General features: G+C 74.0%; 15 protein-coding genes. 5 read left to right on the plus strand and 10 right to left on the minus strand.

Annotated features, from left to right (window positions below; translation table 11 throughout):
- Positions 1 to 2 precede the first annotated feature (2 nt).
- Positions 3 to 1,187 (plus strand): heparan-alpha-glucosaminide N-acetyltransferase domain-containing protein, encoded by a 1,185-nt coding sequence (locus Q0795_RS15370; protein ID WP_298891114.1) that lies wholly within the window; start codon positions 3 to 5, stop codon positions 1,185 to 1,187.
- A 183-nt stretch (positions 1,188 to 1,370) separates the two neighbouring features.
- A complete protein-coding gene (locus Q0795_RS15375) occupies positions 1,371 to 1,523 on the plus strand; it encodes a hypothetical protein (RefSeq protein ID WP_161937881.1) in 153 nt (50 codons plus the stop codon).
- Between the two features lie 91 nt (positions 1,524 to 1,614).
- On the opposite strand, the gene Q0795_RS15380 is transcribed toward Q0795_RS15375, so the two are convergent.
- Positions 1,615 to 4,095 carry a polyribonucleotide nucleotidyltransferase gene (locus Q0795_RS15380; protein WP_298891116.1) on the minus strand — a complete coding sequence of 827 codons (2,481 nt, stop codon included), beginning with the start codon at positions 4,093 to 4,095 and terminating at the stop codon, positions 1,615 to 1,617.
- A gap of 138 nt (positions 4,096 to 4,233) precedes the next feature.
- Positions 4,234 to 4,503, minus strand: coding sequence for a 30S ribosomal protein S15 (gene rpsO, locus Q0795_RS15385; protein WP_130014607.1), 270 nt, complete (start codon positions 4,501 to 4,503; stop codon positions 4,234 to 4,236).
- Between rpsO and Q0795_RS15390 the strand changes: the two genes are divergently transcribed.
- From Q0795_RS15390 to Q0795_RS15400, 3 genes are read left to right on the plus strand one after another with little or no spacing between them, the layout of a single operon-like run.
- A complete protein-coding gene (locus tag Q0795_RS15390) occupies positions 4,502 to 4,627 on the plus strand; it encodes a hypothetical protein (RefSeq protein WP_298891118.1) in 126 nt (41 codons plus the stop codon). The two genes, rpsO and Q0795_RS15390, sit on opposite strands and share 2 nt — an antisense overlap.
- Before the next feature lie 4 nt (positions 4,628 to 4,631).
- Positions 4,632 to 5,627, plus strand: a complete 996-nt coding sequence (locus Q0795_RS15395) for a DNA topoisomerase IB (protein WP_298891120.1) — start codon at positions 4,632 to 4,634, stop codon at positions 5,625 to 5,627.
- The gene (locus tag Q0795_RS15400; protein WP_298891121.1) at positions 5,624 to 6,358 is read left to right on the plus strand and encodes a PIG-L deacetylase family protein; all 735 of its coding nucleotides are present in this window, start codon (positions 5,624 to 5,626) and stop codon (positions 6,356 to 6,358) included. The genes Q0795_RS15395 and Q0795_RS15400 overlap by 4 nt, the downstream gene beginning before the upstream one ends.
- A 174-nt stretch (positions 6,359 to 6,532) precedes the next feature.
- Here Q0795_RS15400 and Q0795_RS15405 read toward each other — a convergent pair whose 3' ends face one another.
- The 8 genes from Q0795_RS15405 to mreC form a co-directional block, all read right to left on the minus strand.
- Positions 6,533 to 7,492, minus strand: a complete 960-nt coding sequence (locus tag Q0795_RS15405; protein WP_298891122.1) for a hypothetical protein — start codon at positions 7,490 to 7,492, stop codon at positions 6,533 to 6,535.
- Between the two features lie 225 nt (positions 7,493 to 7,717).
- On the minus strand, positions 7,718 to 8,554 hold the full coding sequence (locus tag Q0795_RS15410; protein WP_298891123.1) for a DNA-formamidopyrimidine glycosylase family protein: 837 nt from the start codon (positions 8,552 to 8,554) through the stop codon (positions 7,718 to 7,720).
- A gap of 46 nt (positions 8,555 to 8,600) precedes the next feature.
- The gene (locus Q0795_RS15415; RefSeq protein ID WP_298891125.1) at positions 8,601 to 9,227 is read right to left on the minus strand and encodes a PepSY domain-containing protein; all 627 of its coding nucleotides are present in this window, start codon (positions 9,225 to 9,227) and stop codon (positions 8,601 to 8,603) included.
- 57 nt (positions 9,228 to 9,284) lie between these two features.
- Positions 9,285 to 12,077, minus strand: coding sequence for a phosphoenolpyruvate carboxylase (gene ppc, locus Q0795_RS15420; protein ID WP_298891126.1), 2,793 nt, complete (start codon positions 12,075 to 12,077; stop codon positions 9,285 to 9,287).
- 10 nt (positions 12,078 to 12,087) lie between these two features.
- Entirely contained in the window at positions 12,088 to 12,624 is a 537-nt protein-coding gene (locus Q0795_RS15425) for a GNAT family N-acetyltransferase (RefSeq protein WP_298891128.1), read from the minus strand.
- Entirely contained in the window at positions 12,621 to 14,690 is a 2,070-nt protein-coding gene (gene mrdA / locus Q0795_RS15430; protein WP_298891129.1) for a penicillin-binding protein 2, read from the minus strand. Before mrdA ends, Q0795_RS15425 begins: the two co-directional genes overlap by 4 nt.
- Positions 14,687 to 15,172: a rod shape-determining protein MreD gene (gene mreD, locus Q0795_RS15435; RefSeq protein WP_298891130.1), complete on the minus strand. Its 486-nt coding sequence runs from the start codon at positions 15,170 to 15,172 to the stop codon at positions 14,687 to 14,689. The genes mrdA and mreD overlap by 4 nt, the downstream gene beginning before the upstream one ends.
- On the minus strand, positions 15,169 to 15,969 hold the full coding sequence (gene mreC, locus Q0795_RS15440; RefSeq protein ID WP_298891131.1) for a rod shape-determining protein MreC: 801 nt from the start codon (positions 15,967 to 15,969) through the stop codon (positions 15,169 to 15,171). Before mreC ends, mreD begins: the two co-directional genes overlap by 4 nt.
- Between the last annotated feature and the right edge of the window lie 2 nt (positions 15,970 to 15,971).

The following is a 15,971-nucleotide window of genomic DNA, read 5'->3' on the forward strand; positions in this document are numbered from 1 at the left end:
CGATGACCACGTCACGGCGGCTGGTGGGGGTCGACCTGGCGCGCACCCTCGCGCTGCTGGGCATGTTCGCCGCGCACCTGGCCGTCCAGGAGGGCGGCGGCCCGGGCGGGGTCAGCTGGGTGTTCCAGCTCGTCGCCGGCCGCTCCTCGGCTCTCTTCGCGGTGCTGGCGGGCGTCGGCATCGCGCTGGCCGCACCGATCGCCGCGGTCCGCGAGGACCCCCGCCTCCACCGGCGCCGGCTGCTCGTGCGCTCGGCGCTCATCGCGGCGATCGGCCTCGTCATCGGGATCCCGAGCTCGGGCATCGCCGTGATCCTCACCTACTACGGCGTGCTCTTCTGCTGCGCCCTGCCGGTCCTGCGGTGGCAGGCCCGGTCCCTGGCATGGCTGGCGCTCGGGTGGGGTCTGCTCAGCCCGGTGGTCAGCCTGCTGGTGCGACAGGTGCTCCCGGAGCCGACCCTCATGGTCCCGTCCCTGGCGTCCCTGCTCATCGCGCCGCTCCAGATGGTCGTCGAGCTGCTGGTCACCGGGTACTACCCGGTGCTGACCTGGGCCACCTACCTGTTCGCCGGACTGGCCGTGGGCAGGTGGGTGCAGGCGCGGGGCGGCGCCGACCGCACGGTCGTCGGCTCCCTCCTCGTCGGGGGCGCGGCCTCGGCCGCCCTGGCGCTCGGGGTCTCCGCCCTGGTGCTGCGCTCCCAGCAGGTGCGCAGCGCCCTGCTCGACAGCGTCGGCCTCGACGCCGGCTCGTGGGCCGTGCTCGACGCGGACCGTCGTACGGGGTTCTACGGCACCCACCCCGAGGGGAGCGCGTGGTGGCTGGGCGTCTGGGCCCCGCACAGCGGCAGCGTCGTGGACCTCGTCCACACCACCGGCACCGCCCTGCTCGTCCTCGGCGGCTGCCTGGCTCTCGTCCGGCTCACGCGGCGCCTGCCCTGGTCGGTCCTCGCCGGCGCCGGGCGGACGACCCTCACCCTCTACGTCGCCCACGTGCTCATCCTGTCGACCCCGCTCGGGGACACCGGGCCGCTGGCCCGTGACACCACGACCGGTCTCGTGCTGCACAGCGTGCTGGCCCTCGTGGCCGGCGCCCTGATCGTGGCCACCGGACGTCGCGGCCCGCTCGAGAGGTTCCTGCACGAGACCACCCACGGCACCCCCGCCAGGTCGCCCTCCACCCGCTCCTGAGCAGCCCCCCCTCCCCCGGCGCCTCCCCCCGCGCTGCCTCGTCGGGCCGCACGGGACCGCTGCTCGCCGGTCGCCGCGCCACGCCCGTTCACCTGTCGTTCACTTCTGCGACGTCTTGGGGTACGCTAGGTGAACAAAAGATGAACGGCATACCGTTCGACCGACCTGGAGGAGGTGGATCCCATGGCGAGCGTTCGACCGCTGCGGACCGCGCGACCGACCCGGGCCCTCACGTGGGTCCCGGTGACGGACGCGTCCGGTCGCACCCGGATGGAGATGCGCTGGCACGTCGGCGCCCCGGCGCCGCAGATCCGGCGTCGCGCTCAGGTCGCCTGACCCGAGGCGCGGAGCACGCCGCGACGACGCCGAAGGGCGGGCCCGATCGGGCCCGCCCTTCGTCATGTCGCGGTGTGGTCCGCGCGTCTGCTCAGCCCTCGTCGGAGCCGTTCTCGCCACCCTCGGTGCCGGTGCCGTTGCTCCCGCGACCGCGGCCGCCACGACGACGGCGCTGACGGCGGGGCCGGTCGCCACCCTCCTGATCGGAGCCGGTCTCCTCCGACCCCGCGGCCTCGACCTCGGGCGCCTCCGGGACCTCGGTGGCGGCACCGCTCTCCGGCGCCTCCAGGACCTCGGCCACCGGGGAGGGGGCGTCGACCGCCGGCTCGACGACCGGCGCAGCGCCCTCCGAAGCAGGGCCGGACGCGCCGCCCTGCTCACCGGCGACCACCGCGGCGAGCGACAGCTTGCCGCGCGGGTCGATCTCCTTGAGCTCCACCTGGACCTTCTGGCCCACGCCCATGACGTCCTCGACCGCGTCGATGCGCTTGCCGCCCACCAGCTTGCGGATCTCGGAGATGTGCAGCAGCCCGTCCTTGCCGGGCAGCAGGGAGATGAACGCCCCGAAGGTCGTGGTCTTGACCACGGTGCCCAGGAAGCGCTCGCCGATCTCCGGCATCTGCGGGTTGGCGATCGCGTTGACCGCCGCCCGCGCGGCCTCGGCCGACGGGCCGTCGGTCGCGCCGATGTAGACGGTGCCGTCGTCCTCGATGGAGATGTCGGCGCCGGTGTCCTCCTGGATCTGGTTGATCATCTTGCCCTTCGGGCCGATGACCTCACCGATCTTGTCCACGGGCACGCGCACCGAGATGACGCGCGGCGCGTAGGGGCTCATCTCGTCCGGGGCGTCGATGGCCTCGGTCATGACGTCCAGGATGTGCATCCGGGCGTCCCGGGCCTGGGTGAGCGCGCCACCGAGCACGTCGGCGGGGATGCCGTCGAGCTTGGTGTCCAGCTGGATCGCGGTGACGAACTCCCGCGTCCCGGCGACCTTGAAGTCCATGTCGCCGAAGGCGTCCTCCGCGCCGAGGATGTCGGTCAGCGCGGCATACCTCGTCTGGCCGTCGACCTCGGCCGAGACCAGGCCCATCGCGATGCCCGCGACGGGCGCGCGCAGCGGCACCCCGGCGTTGAGCAACGCCATGGTGGACGCGCACACCGAGCCCATGGAGGTCGAGCCGTTGGAGCTCAGGGCCTCGGAGACCTGACGGATGGCGTAGGGGAACTCCTCGCGGCTCGGCAGCACCGGCATCAGGGCGCGCTCGGCGAGCGCACCGTGCCCGATCTCGCGACGCTTGGGCGATCCGACGCGACCGGTCTCACCGGTCGAGTACGGCGGGAAGTTGTAGTTGTGCATGTAGCGCTTGCGGGTCACCGGCGAGAGGGTGTCCAGCTGCTGCTCCATCCGCAGCATGTTCAGCGTGGTGACACCCATGATCTGGGTCTCGCCGCGCTCGAAGATCGCCGAGCCGTGCGACCGCGGGATGACCTCGACCTCGGCCGAGAGTGCCCTGATGTCCTTGAGCCCACGACCGTCGATGCGGACCTCGTCGCGCAGGATGCGCTCGCGGATGAGCTTCTTCTGCACGGCGCGGTAGGCCGCCGAGAGCTCCTTCTCGCGGCCGGCGTAGGCGGCGTCGTCCCCGGCCAGCCGGGCCGTCATCGCGGCCTTGATCTCATCGATCCGGTCCTCGCGCTCGGCCTTGCCCGCGATCTGCAGCGCCGAGGCCAGGTCACCGCTGGTGGCCTCCTCGACGGCGGAGTAGGCGTCGTCGTCGTAGTCGAGGAAGCGCGGGAACTCCTGCACCTCCTTGGCTGCCTTGGCCGCCAGCTCGGCCTGCGCCTCGCACAGGGCCTTGATGAACTTCTTGGACTCCTCGAGCCCCTGGGCCACGACGTCCTCGGTCGGGGCCTGCTTGCCCTCGGACCTCACCAGGTCCCAGGTGGCCTCGGTGGACTCGGCCTCGACCATCATGATGGCGACGTCGTCGCCGTCGACGACCCGACCGGCGACGACCATGTCGAAGGTCGAGCGCGCGGCGTCGGAGAAGTTCGGGAAGGCGACCCACTGGCCGTCGATGAGCGAGACGCGCACGCCACCGATCGGGCCGCTGAACGGCAGGCCCGAGATCTGGGTGGACAGGGACGCGGCGTTGATCGCCAGCACGTCGTACTGGTGGTCGGGGTTCAGCGAGAGGACGCTGATGACGACCTGCACCTCGTTGCGCAGGCCCTTGGCGAAGGTCGGGCGCAGCGGGCGGTCGATGAGGCGGCAGGTGAGGACCGCGTCGGTCGAGGGGCGACCCTCGCGACGGAAGAAGCTGCCCGGGATCTTGCCCAGCGCGTACATGCGCTCCTCGACGTCCACCGTCAGCGGGAAGAAGTCGAAGTGGTCCTTCGGGTGCTTGCCGGCCGTCGTGGTCGACAGCAGCATGGTGTCGTCGTCGAGGTAGGCGGTGACGGAGCCGCCGGCCTGCTTGGCCAGGCGCCCGGTCTCGAACCGGACGGTGCGGGTGCCGAAGCTGCCGTTGTCGATGGCGGCTTCGGCGAACGTGATCTCTGGACCCTCCATGGGCCCTCCTTTTCTCTTCACTCTCAGCGCGAGGGGCATCGTCGTTGTGCCCGTCGGTCCTGCAGACGGGGGGCGCGGGTGGCGACCCCCCACGCACGGAGAGCGGTCCCCTCACGGGAACCGCTCTCGGTGCGAAACTCAGCGGCGCAGGCCGAGCCGCTTGATCAGCGACCGGTAGCGCTCGATGTCGATGTCCTCCAGGTAGCGCAGCAGGCGCTTGCGCTTGCCGACGAGGAGCAGCAGCCCGCGGCGGCTGTGGTGGTCGTGCTTGTGCTCGCGGGCGTGCTCGGTGAGCTCGCGGATGCGGGCGGTCAGCAGCGCGACCTGCACCTCCGGCGAGCCGGTGTCGCCCTCGGTCGTGGCGTACTCCTTGATGATGTCCTGCTTGGTGGCAGTCTCGATCGCCATGGGCGACTCCTTCGTGTTGTTGCGCGGCGCCAACCCGGGCCTGTTCACCGGGGCACTCTCGATCCGCGGCCGTCATGACGGCACCATTCAGGTTATCAGCGTGCGCCGGGGCGCCCTAATCTGAGCAGATGCCCCGCCTGCGCACGGTCTCCCCCGCCTCCCCCGGCTGGACCCGCCGCCGGTCGGGCCGCGGCTTCACCTATCTCGACGCGCAGGGCGCCCGGCTCGGCGCCGAGGACGTGGCGCGGGTCAAGGCACTGGTCATCCCGCCGGCGTGGAAGGACGTGTGGATCTGCCCGCACCCCCACGGCCACCTGCAGGCGGTCGGTACCGACGACGCCGGCCGTCGGCAGTACCTCTACCACCCCGCCTGGCGCGAGCAGCGCGACAAGCTCAAGTTCGAGCGGGTCCTCAAGGCCGCCGCCCGGCTCCCGGCGGCACGCCGCCGCATCATCCGGGACCTCGCGCTGGAGGGTATGCCGGTGCAGCGCGCCGAGGCGGTCGCGGTGCGCCTGCTCGACCTGGGCTACTTCCGTATCGGCAACGACGTCTACACCGACGCGCACGGCAGCTTCGGCCTCACGACGCTGGAGCGGCGGCACGTGCGGGCCCGCGGTGACGTCCTGGTCTTCTCCTTCGTCGGCAAGTCGGGGGTGGAGCACCGGGTCCAGATCGACGACCGCGACGTCATCGCCGCGCTGGACCGGATGCGCCGGCGGCGCTCGGGGAACCGGCTGCTGGCCTACCAGGACGGGCGGCGCTGGATCGACCTGGACGCCGCCGCGGTCAACGCCTACCTCGACGGGCTGCTCGGTGGCGAGCTCACGGCCAAGGACTTCCGCACCTGGCACGCCACGGTCCTCGCCGCGACCTCCCTGGCGCTGACGGAGGAGCCCGGCGACACCCGGACCTCGCGACGACGAGCGGTGCGGGCCGCCGTGGAGGAGGTGTCGGCATACCTCGGCAACACCCCGACGATCGCCCGCAACTCCTACATCGACCCCCGGGTCATCGACCTCTACGAGGCGGGGACGACGATCGCCGAGGCCGCCCGGCGACGACACCGCTCGCCGACGGCGAGGACGCGCGACCTGGAGCGTGCCGTGCTAGAGATGCTGTCATGAGCCTCACGACCTTCCCCCACGACTGGCAGCGGGCGCTGTGCATCGTCGCCCACCCCGACGACCTGGAGTACGGCACGGCGGCCGCCGTGGCGCGGTGGACCGAGGAGGGCAAGGACGTCACCTACCTCCTGGTCACCCGCGGTGAGGCGGGGATCGCCACCATGGCCCCGGCCGAGGCCGGCCCGCTGCGCGAGCAGGAGGAGCGGGACGGCGCCCGCGAGGTCGGTGTGGACGAGGTGCTCTTCCTCGAGGGCTTCTCCGACGGCGTGGTGGAGGCGGACCTGCGGCTGCGCCGTGAGCTGGCCCGGGTCATCCGCGACGTGCGGCCCGAGGTCGTCACGACCATCACCCACGCCGAGACCTTCCCCAACGGCGGCCTCAACCAGGCCGACCACCGGGCCGTGGGGCTGAGCGTGATCGACGCCGTCGCGGCCGCGGGCAACCGGTGGATCTTCCCCGAGCTCGTCACCGAGGGCCACGAGCCCTGGGACGGCGTGCGCTGGATCGCCTCCTCCGCCGGGCACTCCCCCACGCACGAGGTCGACGTCACCGGCACCTTCGAGCGCGGGGTCGCCTCGCTCGAGGCCCACCGCGAGTACCTCTCCGCGCTCGGTGCCGACTACCCCTCCCCGCGGGAGCTGCTCGGCAGCATCCTGGCCGATCCCGACAGCGCCGGCGACGACGGCGTCCCCACGCGCTACCGCTGGGCCGCCCAGGTCTGGGAGCGCTGAGCCCGCCCTCCGGGGTCGGCGCCTGAGCAGAGAAAGGGGCCTCCCGCCCTCCAGGTCGGCGCCTGAGCAGAGAAAGGGGCCCGGGACAGCGGTCGGATCCCCTGCGTCGAGCCTGCTTCTCTGCTCAGGTATGCCGGCGCCGGGGCGGGCGTCAGACCGGCGCGGGGGCGGGCGTCAGGCGGGGCGCCGGAGTGCTGCTCGCTGCAGGGCCGCGCGGATCCTGGCCCGGACGAGGTACGGACGGGCCAGGTCGTCCCAGGTGATCCGCACCACCTCGTAGCCGAGCTCCCTGAGCCGGTCCTCGCGCAGCTTCTCGGCGACCAGGACGTCCCGGTCGGTGTACTTCACCCGGCCGTCGAACTCGAGCAGGACTGCCGTCCCGCGCACCCGGAAGTCCGCGCGGCCCACCAGCCAGCCGGCGGGGTCGCGGATCTCGACCTGGCACTCGACCGCGATGCCGAGCAGGTGCAGCAACCAGGCCGTGCGCGACTCCCCGGCGCTCTCCCGGGTCCCGTCCGCCAGCTCCGCCACGAGCCGCGCTGCGGGCCGGTCGCGCTGCAGGCACGACAGGCCGACCAGGGTGCGGAGCTCCTCCGGGGTGGCGACCCCGGCCCGGAGGGCCGAGTCGGCCGCCACCAGCCCGGCCTCCGCGCCGTGGACGACCGCCTCCTGGAGGGAGGCGAGGGCGGGCCGGACCGACGGCATACCGTCCTGCTCGGTGACCTGGTCGACCGGCACGGGGGCGTGAACCCACAGGCCGCCCGACCTGTGCCCGCGCCCGCAGCCCACGCGGCTCGCGTGCACCTCGTCGTCGACGCCGAACACGTCCAAGCCTCGCTCGGCCATGGCGCTGCGGTGACTGAGCGCCACCTGTCCGGGGCTGGTGCCGAGCGAGGGCAACGAGCCGGCGACCGCACGTGCCCGCAGCCGGTGCCGCTCCCACGGGGCCGAGTCGTCCCAGACGCGGCGGTCGACGAAGACCTCCCGGCGCAGCCGCAGCAGCACCCCCGCGGCGACGTGGCTCCGGATGACCTTGTCGGACACGCCGAGGCGGTGCAGCTCGGCCGTCGTGACACCGTCCGGTCGAGCCTGCAGCAGCTGGCGGACGACGGGGTCCGTGGCATCCCTCCCCATGGGACCAGCCTGCCCTGCCGGGCCGGCCTGCTCGGGGGTTGTCCACAACGGCCACCCCCGGGAGCGAACCTGAGCAAAGAAGAGTCCCCGAGGCAGGGGTTGCGACCCCTGTCTGGGGCGCCTTTCTCTGCTCAGGCGCCTCAGGATGGCCGGAGGCCCGGGCGGCGGGGCCGGGGCCGGGCGGGCAGGAGCAGGAGCCGGGGCCGGGGCCGGGTGTGCGGGTCGTCAGGTGCGTCGCTGGCAGTTGCCGCACCAGAAGAGGTTGCGGCCGGCGACGACCTTGTGCCGCACGACCGAGCCGCAGCGCAGGCAGGGCAGCCCGGTGCGCTGGTAGACCGCGAACTCGCGCGGCACCACAGGCTCCTCCCCCCGGTCCAGGGCGGCCTCGGTGTCCTCCAGCACGTCGTCGAGCGTGATGATGGTGCCGGTGCGCACCCCGAACGGCATGAGCCGCACGAGGTCGTCCCAGATGAGCTGCCACGAGGCCTGCTTGAGCGACCTCCCCGGCCGCAGCGGGTGCAGCCGGTGGCGCCACAGCACCTCGCACCGGTAGATGTTGCCGACCCCGGCGAGGACGGTCTGGTCCATGAGCAGCTCGGCCACGGTCTTTCCCGAGCGCGTGATCGTGCGGTATGCCGCGTCCGGGTCGTTGAGGTCGCTCACCGGCTGCAGCGGGTCGGGTCCCTGGCGCAGGACCAGCCGGTCGACCTCCGCCTCGTCCACGACCTGGCAGGCCATGGGCCCGCGCAGGTCCGCGACGTGGGCCTCGGAGAGCAGCCGCAGCCGCACCTGGCCGGTCGCCGGGGGCTCCTGGCCGACCGGGTCGACCGGCAGCACGAACCACTTGCCGATGAGCCCGAGGTGCACGTAGAGCGTCCGCCCACCGGCGAAGTCGACGAAGAGCAGCTTGCCGTGCGCCCACGCGCGCTCCAGCACGGACCCGTCGAGCTGCCCAGCCCCCTCGGCGAAGCGCCCCTGGGGGCTGCTCACGGCGGGGACGCTGCCGCCGAAGGCGTCGTCCAGCGAGCGCGCCAGGCGGTGCAGCGTGTGACCCTCGGGCATGGGCTGATGCTCTCAGGTGCCCCGGGAGGCCCGACACCCAGCCCGGTCAGTCGTCGGTGCTGAGCACCTCGCCCGTCACCGCGTCCACCCGGACGTCGACGTCGTCCCCGGGGCCGGAGCCGAGGTCCACCGACACCTCCCAGGACGGGTCGCCCTCCTCCTCGAGGGTGGCGTCGTCCAGGGTGCCGCCGACCTCGTCGACGGCGGTGGTGATGGCCTCCTCGAGGGACACCTGCGCCGCGTCCACGGCCGCCCGGTCCTCGGCGTCCAGGTCGTCCTCCTCCACCCGGGTCACAGCACCGTCCGCGTCCACCTCCACCGTCACCGACCGCTCGTCGACCCGCAGGTCGACCTCCCAGGTGCCGTCGTCATCGCCGTCGATCTCGTATGCCGTGCCGCCGGTCTCCCGCTGCGCCACCTCGATCGCGGCGAGGGAGGCCGCGGTGACGTCGTCGCCGGCGTCCGCACCCTGGGTACCCTGCCCGTCGGTGTCACCCGTGTCGGTCCCCCCGGCAGCGTTGTCGTCACCGCCGGTCCCGGAGGAGTCGTCGGTCGGCGCCGCGGTGGCCTCGATGCCGTCGGTGGCGCCGCCGGTGCCGCCGCAGGCGGAGAGGGTCAGCGCCAGGGCGAGGGCCAGGGCGGTCGTGGTTCGGGGGGCTCGGGAGATCCTCATGAGGACCAGCCTGGACACCGCGGATGAGGGCGGCTCTCATGAGAGTCCTCTCACCGATCAACCGGTGTTGCGCAGCCCGGCAGCCACCCCGTTGACCGTGACCAGCAGCGCCCGCTGCAGCTCGTCCACCTCCTCGTCGGAGGCCGGGCCGCTGCCGCCACCCTCCTCGGTCGCCGGACGCTCGCGCAGCCGGCGCAGCAGCTCGACCTGCAGGTAGGAGATGGGGTCGAGGTAGTTGTCCCGCACGGCGAGGGTGCGCTTGAGCACCGGCTGGTCGTCGAGGAGGTGCTCCTCGCCGGTGAGCCGCTTGAGCTCGGCCACCGTCAGCTCGAACTCGGCACGGATGGTGTCGAAGACGTGCCGCAGCGGCGCCGGTACGAGCGTGTGCACGTAGTGTGCGGCGATGTCGAGGTCGGTCTTGGCCACGGTCATCTCGACGTTGGAGATGACCGACCGGAAGAAGTGCCAGTGGTCCAGCATCTCGGTGAGCTCGGCCTCGTGACCCGCCTCCCGCGCGGCCCGCAGCCCGGACCCCACCCCGAACCAGCCGGGGATGATCTGCCGCGTCTGCGTCCAGCCGAAGACCCACGGGATGGCCCGCAGCCCGTCCAGCCCCTTGCCGGTGTCCGGCCGCTTGCTGGGCCGCGACCCGATGTTGAGCGCGCCGAGCTGGTCGACGGGCGTCGCGGCCACGAAGTAGGCCGGGAGGTCCTCGTCGTCGATGAGCCGGCGGTAGGCCGCGAAGGCGGCGTCGCTGGCGACGTCCATCACCGCGCCGTAGCGGGTCCGCTCCTCGGCGGTCGTGCGCGGGTCGCGGTGCAGGGCGGAGGCGCGCAGCACGGCGGCCAGCGACAGCTCGAGGTTCTCCTGCGCCAGCGCGGGCAGGGAGTACTTGTCGGAGATGACCTCGCCCTGCTCGGTGAACTTGATCTCCCCCTCGAGCACGCCGTTGGGCTGCGCGAGGATCGCGTCGTAGGTCGGGCCGCCGCCCCGCCCGACCGACCCGCCCCGGCCGTGGAAGAGCCGCAGCCGCACGCCGTGCCGGGCGGCGACGTCGCGCAGCGCGCGCTGCGCCTGGTGGATCCCCCACTGGCTGGTGAGCACGCCGGCCTGCTTGTTGGAGTCGGAGTAGCCGAGCATGACCTCCTGCACGTCTCCGCGCAGGCGCACCAGCTCCCGGTATGCCGACGTGGACAGCATCGCGTCGACGAGCCCGGCCGCGCCGCGCAGCTCGTCGATGGTCTCCAGCAGCGGCGCGAACCCGATGCGCGCGAAGGCGCCCTCCCCGCCGGTGTCGCCGTGCAGGTCGACCAGCCCGGCCTCCCGGGCCAGCACCGCGGCGGCCAGGACGTCGTCCGGTCCCTGGGTCATGGAGATGATGTAGGTCTCCACCACGTCGGGCCCGTAGGTGGCGAGCGCCTCGCGGATCTCGTCGAAGACCGCCAGCGTCTGCTCCCGCGGGGCGGCGCGGGTGAGCAGGGGGCGGCGCGAGCCCAGCTCGTCGCCGAGCAGGCCGAGGCGCTCCTCCCGCCCGAGCGCGGCATACCCTCGCTCGCCGGTGGCCCCGGCGGCGTCGAGCATCGGCGCCAACGCCTCGTGGTGCTTCTCCGAGTGCTCCCGCACGTCGAGGGTCGCGAGGTGCAGGCCGGTGGAGGCGATGGTCCGGGTCGCGTGCGCGAGCCGGCCGTCGGCGACGAGGTCGCCCCCGTGCCGGCGCAGCGAGTCGGCGACCACCCGCAGGTCGGCGAGGATCTCCCCGACCTCGGCGTAGTCCCGCCCGTCCTCGTGGGTGGTCCCCGCCTCGAACCGGCGACGCGTGTTGAGCAGCTTGGCCCGCACACAGGTGAGCTTGAGCCGGTAGGGCTCCTGGGCGTTGAGCTCCAGGACCCGCTTGTCCAGACCCGGCAGGTGGGCCAGGTCCTCGCGCACCGACGCCATGAGCTCCTCCTCCACGTCGACCACGACGGTCGAGGAGGACAGCTGGGAGATGAGCAGGTCCACCAGGGCCAGGGCCACCTTGACGGCGTGGCTCCCCTGCAGGCGGAGCACCTCGCGGGTCACGGCAGGGGTGACGTAGGGGTTGCCGTCGCGGTCGCCGCCGATCCAGCTCCCGAACCGGACCGGGGTACGCCCCGCGGGCAGGCGGACGTCGTGCTCGGCCAGGAGGTCGGCGAGGTGCCCGAGGAGCGCGGGCATGGTGGTGGTGAGCACCTCGTCGAGGTAGTACATCGCGTTGCGCGCCTCGTCCAGCGGCGTGGGGCGGTTCTGCCGCAGCTCGTCGGTCTGCCAGATGAGGTCGACGAGCTCGCCGAGGTCGCGGTCCTGGCGACGCCGGGCCTGGGTCTCCGGCTCGGTCGGCGTCGCGAGCAGGTCCGACAGGTGGCGGATCTTGGTGAGCACGCTGCGCCGGGACGCCTCGGTCGGGTGGGCGGTGAACACCGGGCGCACGTCGAGCTCGGCGACGCTGTCCTCGAGCAGCTGCGGCCCGCCGGCGTCGACGACGTCGCGCACCGCGGAGGTGAGCCAGCCCTCCCCCTCCGGGCGGGCGGCGTGGGTGCGGACCCGGTGGACCTGCTCGGCGGCATTCGCGAGGTGGAAGTATGCCGAGAACGCCCGCACCAGCTCGGTCGCCTCGTTCAGGGGCAGCTCGGCGAGGACCTGGCGGACCTGTGCGGCGGCCTCCTCGTCACCCTCCTTGCTCGCCTTGGTGGCCAGGCGCACCCGCTCGACCGCGTCCAGCAGGTCCTGCCCGTGGTGCCGGACGAGGGACTGGCCCAAGAGGGTCGAGACGCGCCGCACGTCGGCACGCAGCTCGGGGCTGATCGGGTCGGTGGAGGTCGGCTCGCTCACGGGGTCGACCCTACGGCAACCGTGACCGACCCTCCGCAACGATCCCGGGCTCGTCGACGTCCTCGCGCAGGGCCAGCTCGAACCAGTCGCACCCGTGCCACCGGCCGAACTTGCGGCCCACCCGGGTGAAGGCCCCCACCTGACGGAAGCCGAGGGACCGGTGCAGCGCCGCGCTGGCCGGGTTGGGCGGGGTCGTGCCGGCCACCGCCGTGCCGTAGCCGAGCTCGCGCAGCCGGTCGAGCAGGGCGGCGTAGAGCGGGCGCCCGAGCCCCTGCCCCGCGGCGTCCTGAGCGAGGAAGATGCTCGTCTCGGCGGTGCGCGCGTAGGCCCTGCGGGCGCGGTAGCCGCCGGCGTAGGCATACCCCAGGACGACGCCGTGACGCTCGGTGACCAGCCAGACGTGGGCACGCTGCGCGGCGGCGATGCGACGGGCGAGCTCGTCGGCCCCCGGCGGCTCGGTCTCGAAGGTGACGGAGGTGCCCGTGACGTAGGGCGCGTAGATCGCCGAGCACCGCCCGGCGTCCTCCGGGCGCGCATCCCGGATCACGGCTCCACCTCGCGCAGGGTCTCCCAGATCTGGCGCACCGCCGGCGCCGCGGTGTCCGACCCGATGCCACCCTCCTCGACGACGACGAGCACGACGTACTCGGGCTCGTCGGCGGGCCCGTAGGAGGCGAACCACGAGGTCGCCTGGCGGCCGAAGGACTCGGCCGACCCGGTCTTGCCGGCCAGGGGGTAGTCGGCGCTCGGCCAGCCGGCGAAGGCCGCCGCGCCGGTCCCCTCCGTGACGACCCCCTCCAGCCCGTCCCGCACGATCTGCCACGTCTCCTCGTCCAGCGAGACCCGGCCCTGGTCCGGCGCCTCGATCTGCTCCACCACGCTGCCGTCCGGGCGGACCAGCGCGTCCGCCACCTGCGGCGTGACGAGCCGCCCCCCGTTGGCGACGGCGGCGTAGACGACCGCCATCTGCAGCGGGGTCGTCGCGACGTCGCCCTGCCCGATGGAGAAGTTCACCGCGTCGCCGGGTCGCCAGCGGGCGCCGTCGACGCAGTTCTCCTGCGCCAGCTGCTCGAGGAACTCGCGGCGCTCCTCGTCGTCCACCTCCGGGTAGCCCTCCTCGGCCCGCCGGCAGACGTCCTCGCGGGTGCTCTCCCAGTAGTCCTGCTTCCACCGCCGCGAGGGCAGGGTGCCCGCCTCCTCGCCCGGCACGTCTACCCCGGTGCGCTGCCCGAGGCCGAAGCCCCGCGCCACCGCGAGGAAGCGGTCGCTGGCGTCGGCGTCCGCGCCCGCGTCCTGCAGATCGCGCCAGTGGTCGTAGGCCCAGCGGTAGAAGGTCGTGTCGCAGGAGACCTCGAGGATGCGGCGCAGCCCGATCTCGCCGTAGGCCTCGGACTCGTAGTTGGTGAACCGCTGGCCGGCGATGGAGACCGCGCCGGGGCAGGAGTACTCCCCCTCGGGGTCGATGCCGGTCTGCAGCGCAGCGGGGAGGGTGACGACCTTGAACGTCGAGGCCGGCGGGTAGGTCTCCCCGACCACGCGGTTGACGAGGGGGGCTCCGCGGTCGGCGTCGAGCAGCCGGGCGTACTCCCCGGCGCTCACGCCGCGGCTCCAGACCCCCGGGTCGTAGGTGGGGAAGCTCGCGGCGGCGAGCACGGCCCCGGTGCCGGGGCGCAGGACGACGGCGGCTCCACTGGTCGCCGGGGCGCCCGCGCGGCGCGCGGCCCGTACGGCCTCCACCAGGGCCTGCTCGGCGGCGGCCTGGACCCGGACGTCGAGGTGGGTGAGCAGGTCGGCCCCCTGGACGGGGTCGGTGCGCCCGAGCGTGCCGGTGACCACCCCGCGCGGGTCGACGGTGAGGGTGGTGCGCCCCGGTATGCCGCGCAGGCCCTCGTCGTAGACCGCCTCGAGCCCGGCGCGGCCCAGCCACGCCTGCGCGTCCAGCCCGTCCTCCGAGGCCTCGACCTCCTCGAGCGTCGGACGGCCCAGGTAGCCCACGAGGTGCGCCGCGTTGACCCCCTCCGGCGCGGGGTAGTTACGGACCGGGATGCTCTCGACCTCGATGCCGGGGTAGTCCTCGGGCCGCTCCAGCAGGGCCAGGGCGTCCACCGGGTCGACGTCGTAGACGAGCGGGACCGGGAGGTAGGGGGAACCCGAGAAGCAGAACGGCACCGGCGGCGCGCCCTCCGTGCCGCACAGGCGGGTGCGACCCCACAGCTCCTCCTGCGGACGCCGCAGGGCGTCGGCCACGGAGGCCACGAGGTCAGCACCCCCGTCGTCCGCCTCCAGCAGGACCTGGGGGTCGACCGTCACGACCGAGCTGGCGGCGTTCGCGACGACAGGCGTGCCGTCGGCGGCCAGCACCCGGCCCCGCAGGGCCGGCGTGAGGATCTCCCGTGTGCTCACCTCGGCCGCCTGCACCGCGAGCTCCTCGTGCTGGCCGAGCTGCAGCTGTCCGAGCCGACCGGCCAGCAGCCCGCCCAGGGCGAGCACGGCCACGAGCACGACCCACAGGGCTCCCGTGGAGCGACGGCGCCGGACCCGGCGGGGGGTCAGAGCCGGCCGGGGGACGCGGGTGGCCGCCCGGCCCCGGCGGGGGGTGGGGCGGGTGGTCACGCCCACCCCCGCTGCGTCATCCAGCGCTCCAGCCGCATGACCACCGGCAGCACGAGGACGGCCACCAGCATCGTCACGGCCAGGGTCCAGGCCAGCTCGCCCGGCAGGGCCCGCCCGACGCCCGCCGCCGCCGCCACGCCCCGGACGCCCAGCACCAGCGCCGCCGCCAGACCGGTCGCGACCCACGGGAGGACCGGCGACAGGACGAGCTGGCGGCGGACCGCCCCCAGCCCCAGACCGACGGCCGCGTAGACGAGGGCGCCCGCGCCGAGCGGCGCGGCCCCGGGAGGCACCACGTCGACGAGCCAGCCCCCGGCCAGCCCGACCAGGAGACCGACCGGGGGCGGGTGCAGCAGCGCCACCCCCGCGACGACGAGCAGCACCAGGTCCGGCCGGGCCAGGCCGGCGGGCCAGGCGCTCGGCAGCAGGACCGCGGCCAGCAGGAGCGCCCCGCGGACGAGCGGGCCCAGCACGCGGATCATCCGTCCTCCCTCAGGACGACGGCGACGAGGTCGAGGGTGTCGGTGTCCACGAAGGGCTCCACGACGGCCGTGCGCCCGAGCTGGCCGCGGTCGGGGTCGACGGCGACGACGGTCCCCAGGGGTATGCCGGCGGCGTAGGGGACGTCGTCCGGGCTGCCCAGCGTGCTCACCCGGTCGCCGACCTCGATCCGGGTGTCGCCCAGCGCGGTGAGGGTGAGCTGGCCGTGCCCGCGCGCCGGCAGGCCCGGCACCGGGTCGGCCTGGACGTCACCGAGCGCCCCGTCCTCGCCGAAGCGCACACCCACGACGACCTGAGGGTCGCCGAGCAGCAGGACGTCCGCGCTGGTCGGGGCCACCCGCAGCACCCGGCCGACGAGCCCCTCGACGGCGACGACGGTCTGGTCGGGAAGGACGCCGTCCTCGCCGCCCACGTCGACGGTGACCGTGCGCCCACCCACCGGCGTGCTGCCGGACGCGACGGCGACCACCCGCGCCGGGAGCAGGGTCCGGTCCACGGCGGCGGCGGTGCTGGAGCGGGCCAGCTCCTCCAGCTCGGTGACGTCCCGGGCCTGCGCCCGCAGCCGGTCCACCTCGGCGGCGAGCGCGTCGCGCTCGGCGGTGAGCTCGGCGACCCGGCCGTCGTCCCAGCCCGCGAGCACCCGCTGCGCGGGGGCGAGCGCGGCGGCGACGGCGGAGCGCGCGGGGGCGGCGAGGCTCGGCCGGGCCAGGTCGACCACCAGCACCGCGGCGGTGGTGGCGAGGAGCAGGACCGCGAGGAGGGAGGTGCGGGAGGGCATAC

This window comes from uncultured Serinicoccus sp., assembly GCF_947487915.1.
Lineage (GTDB): Bacteria > Actinomycetota > Actinomycetes > Actinomycetales > Dermatophilaceae > Ornithinicoccus.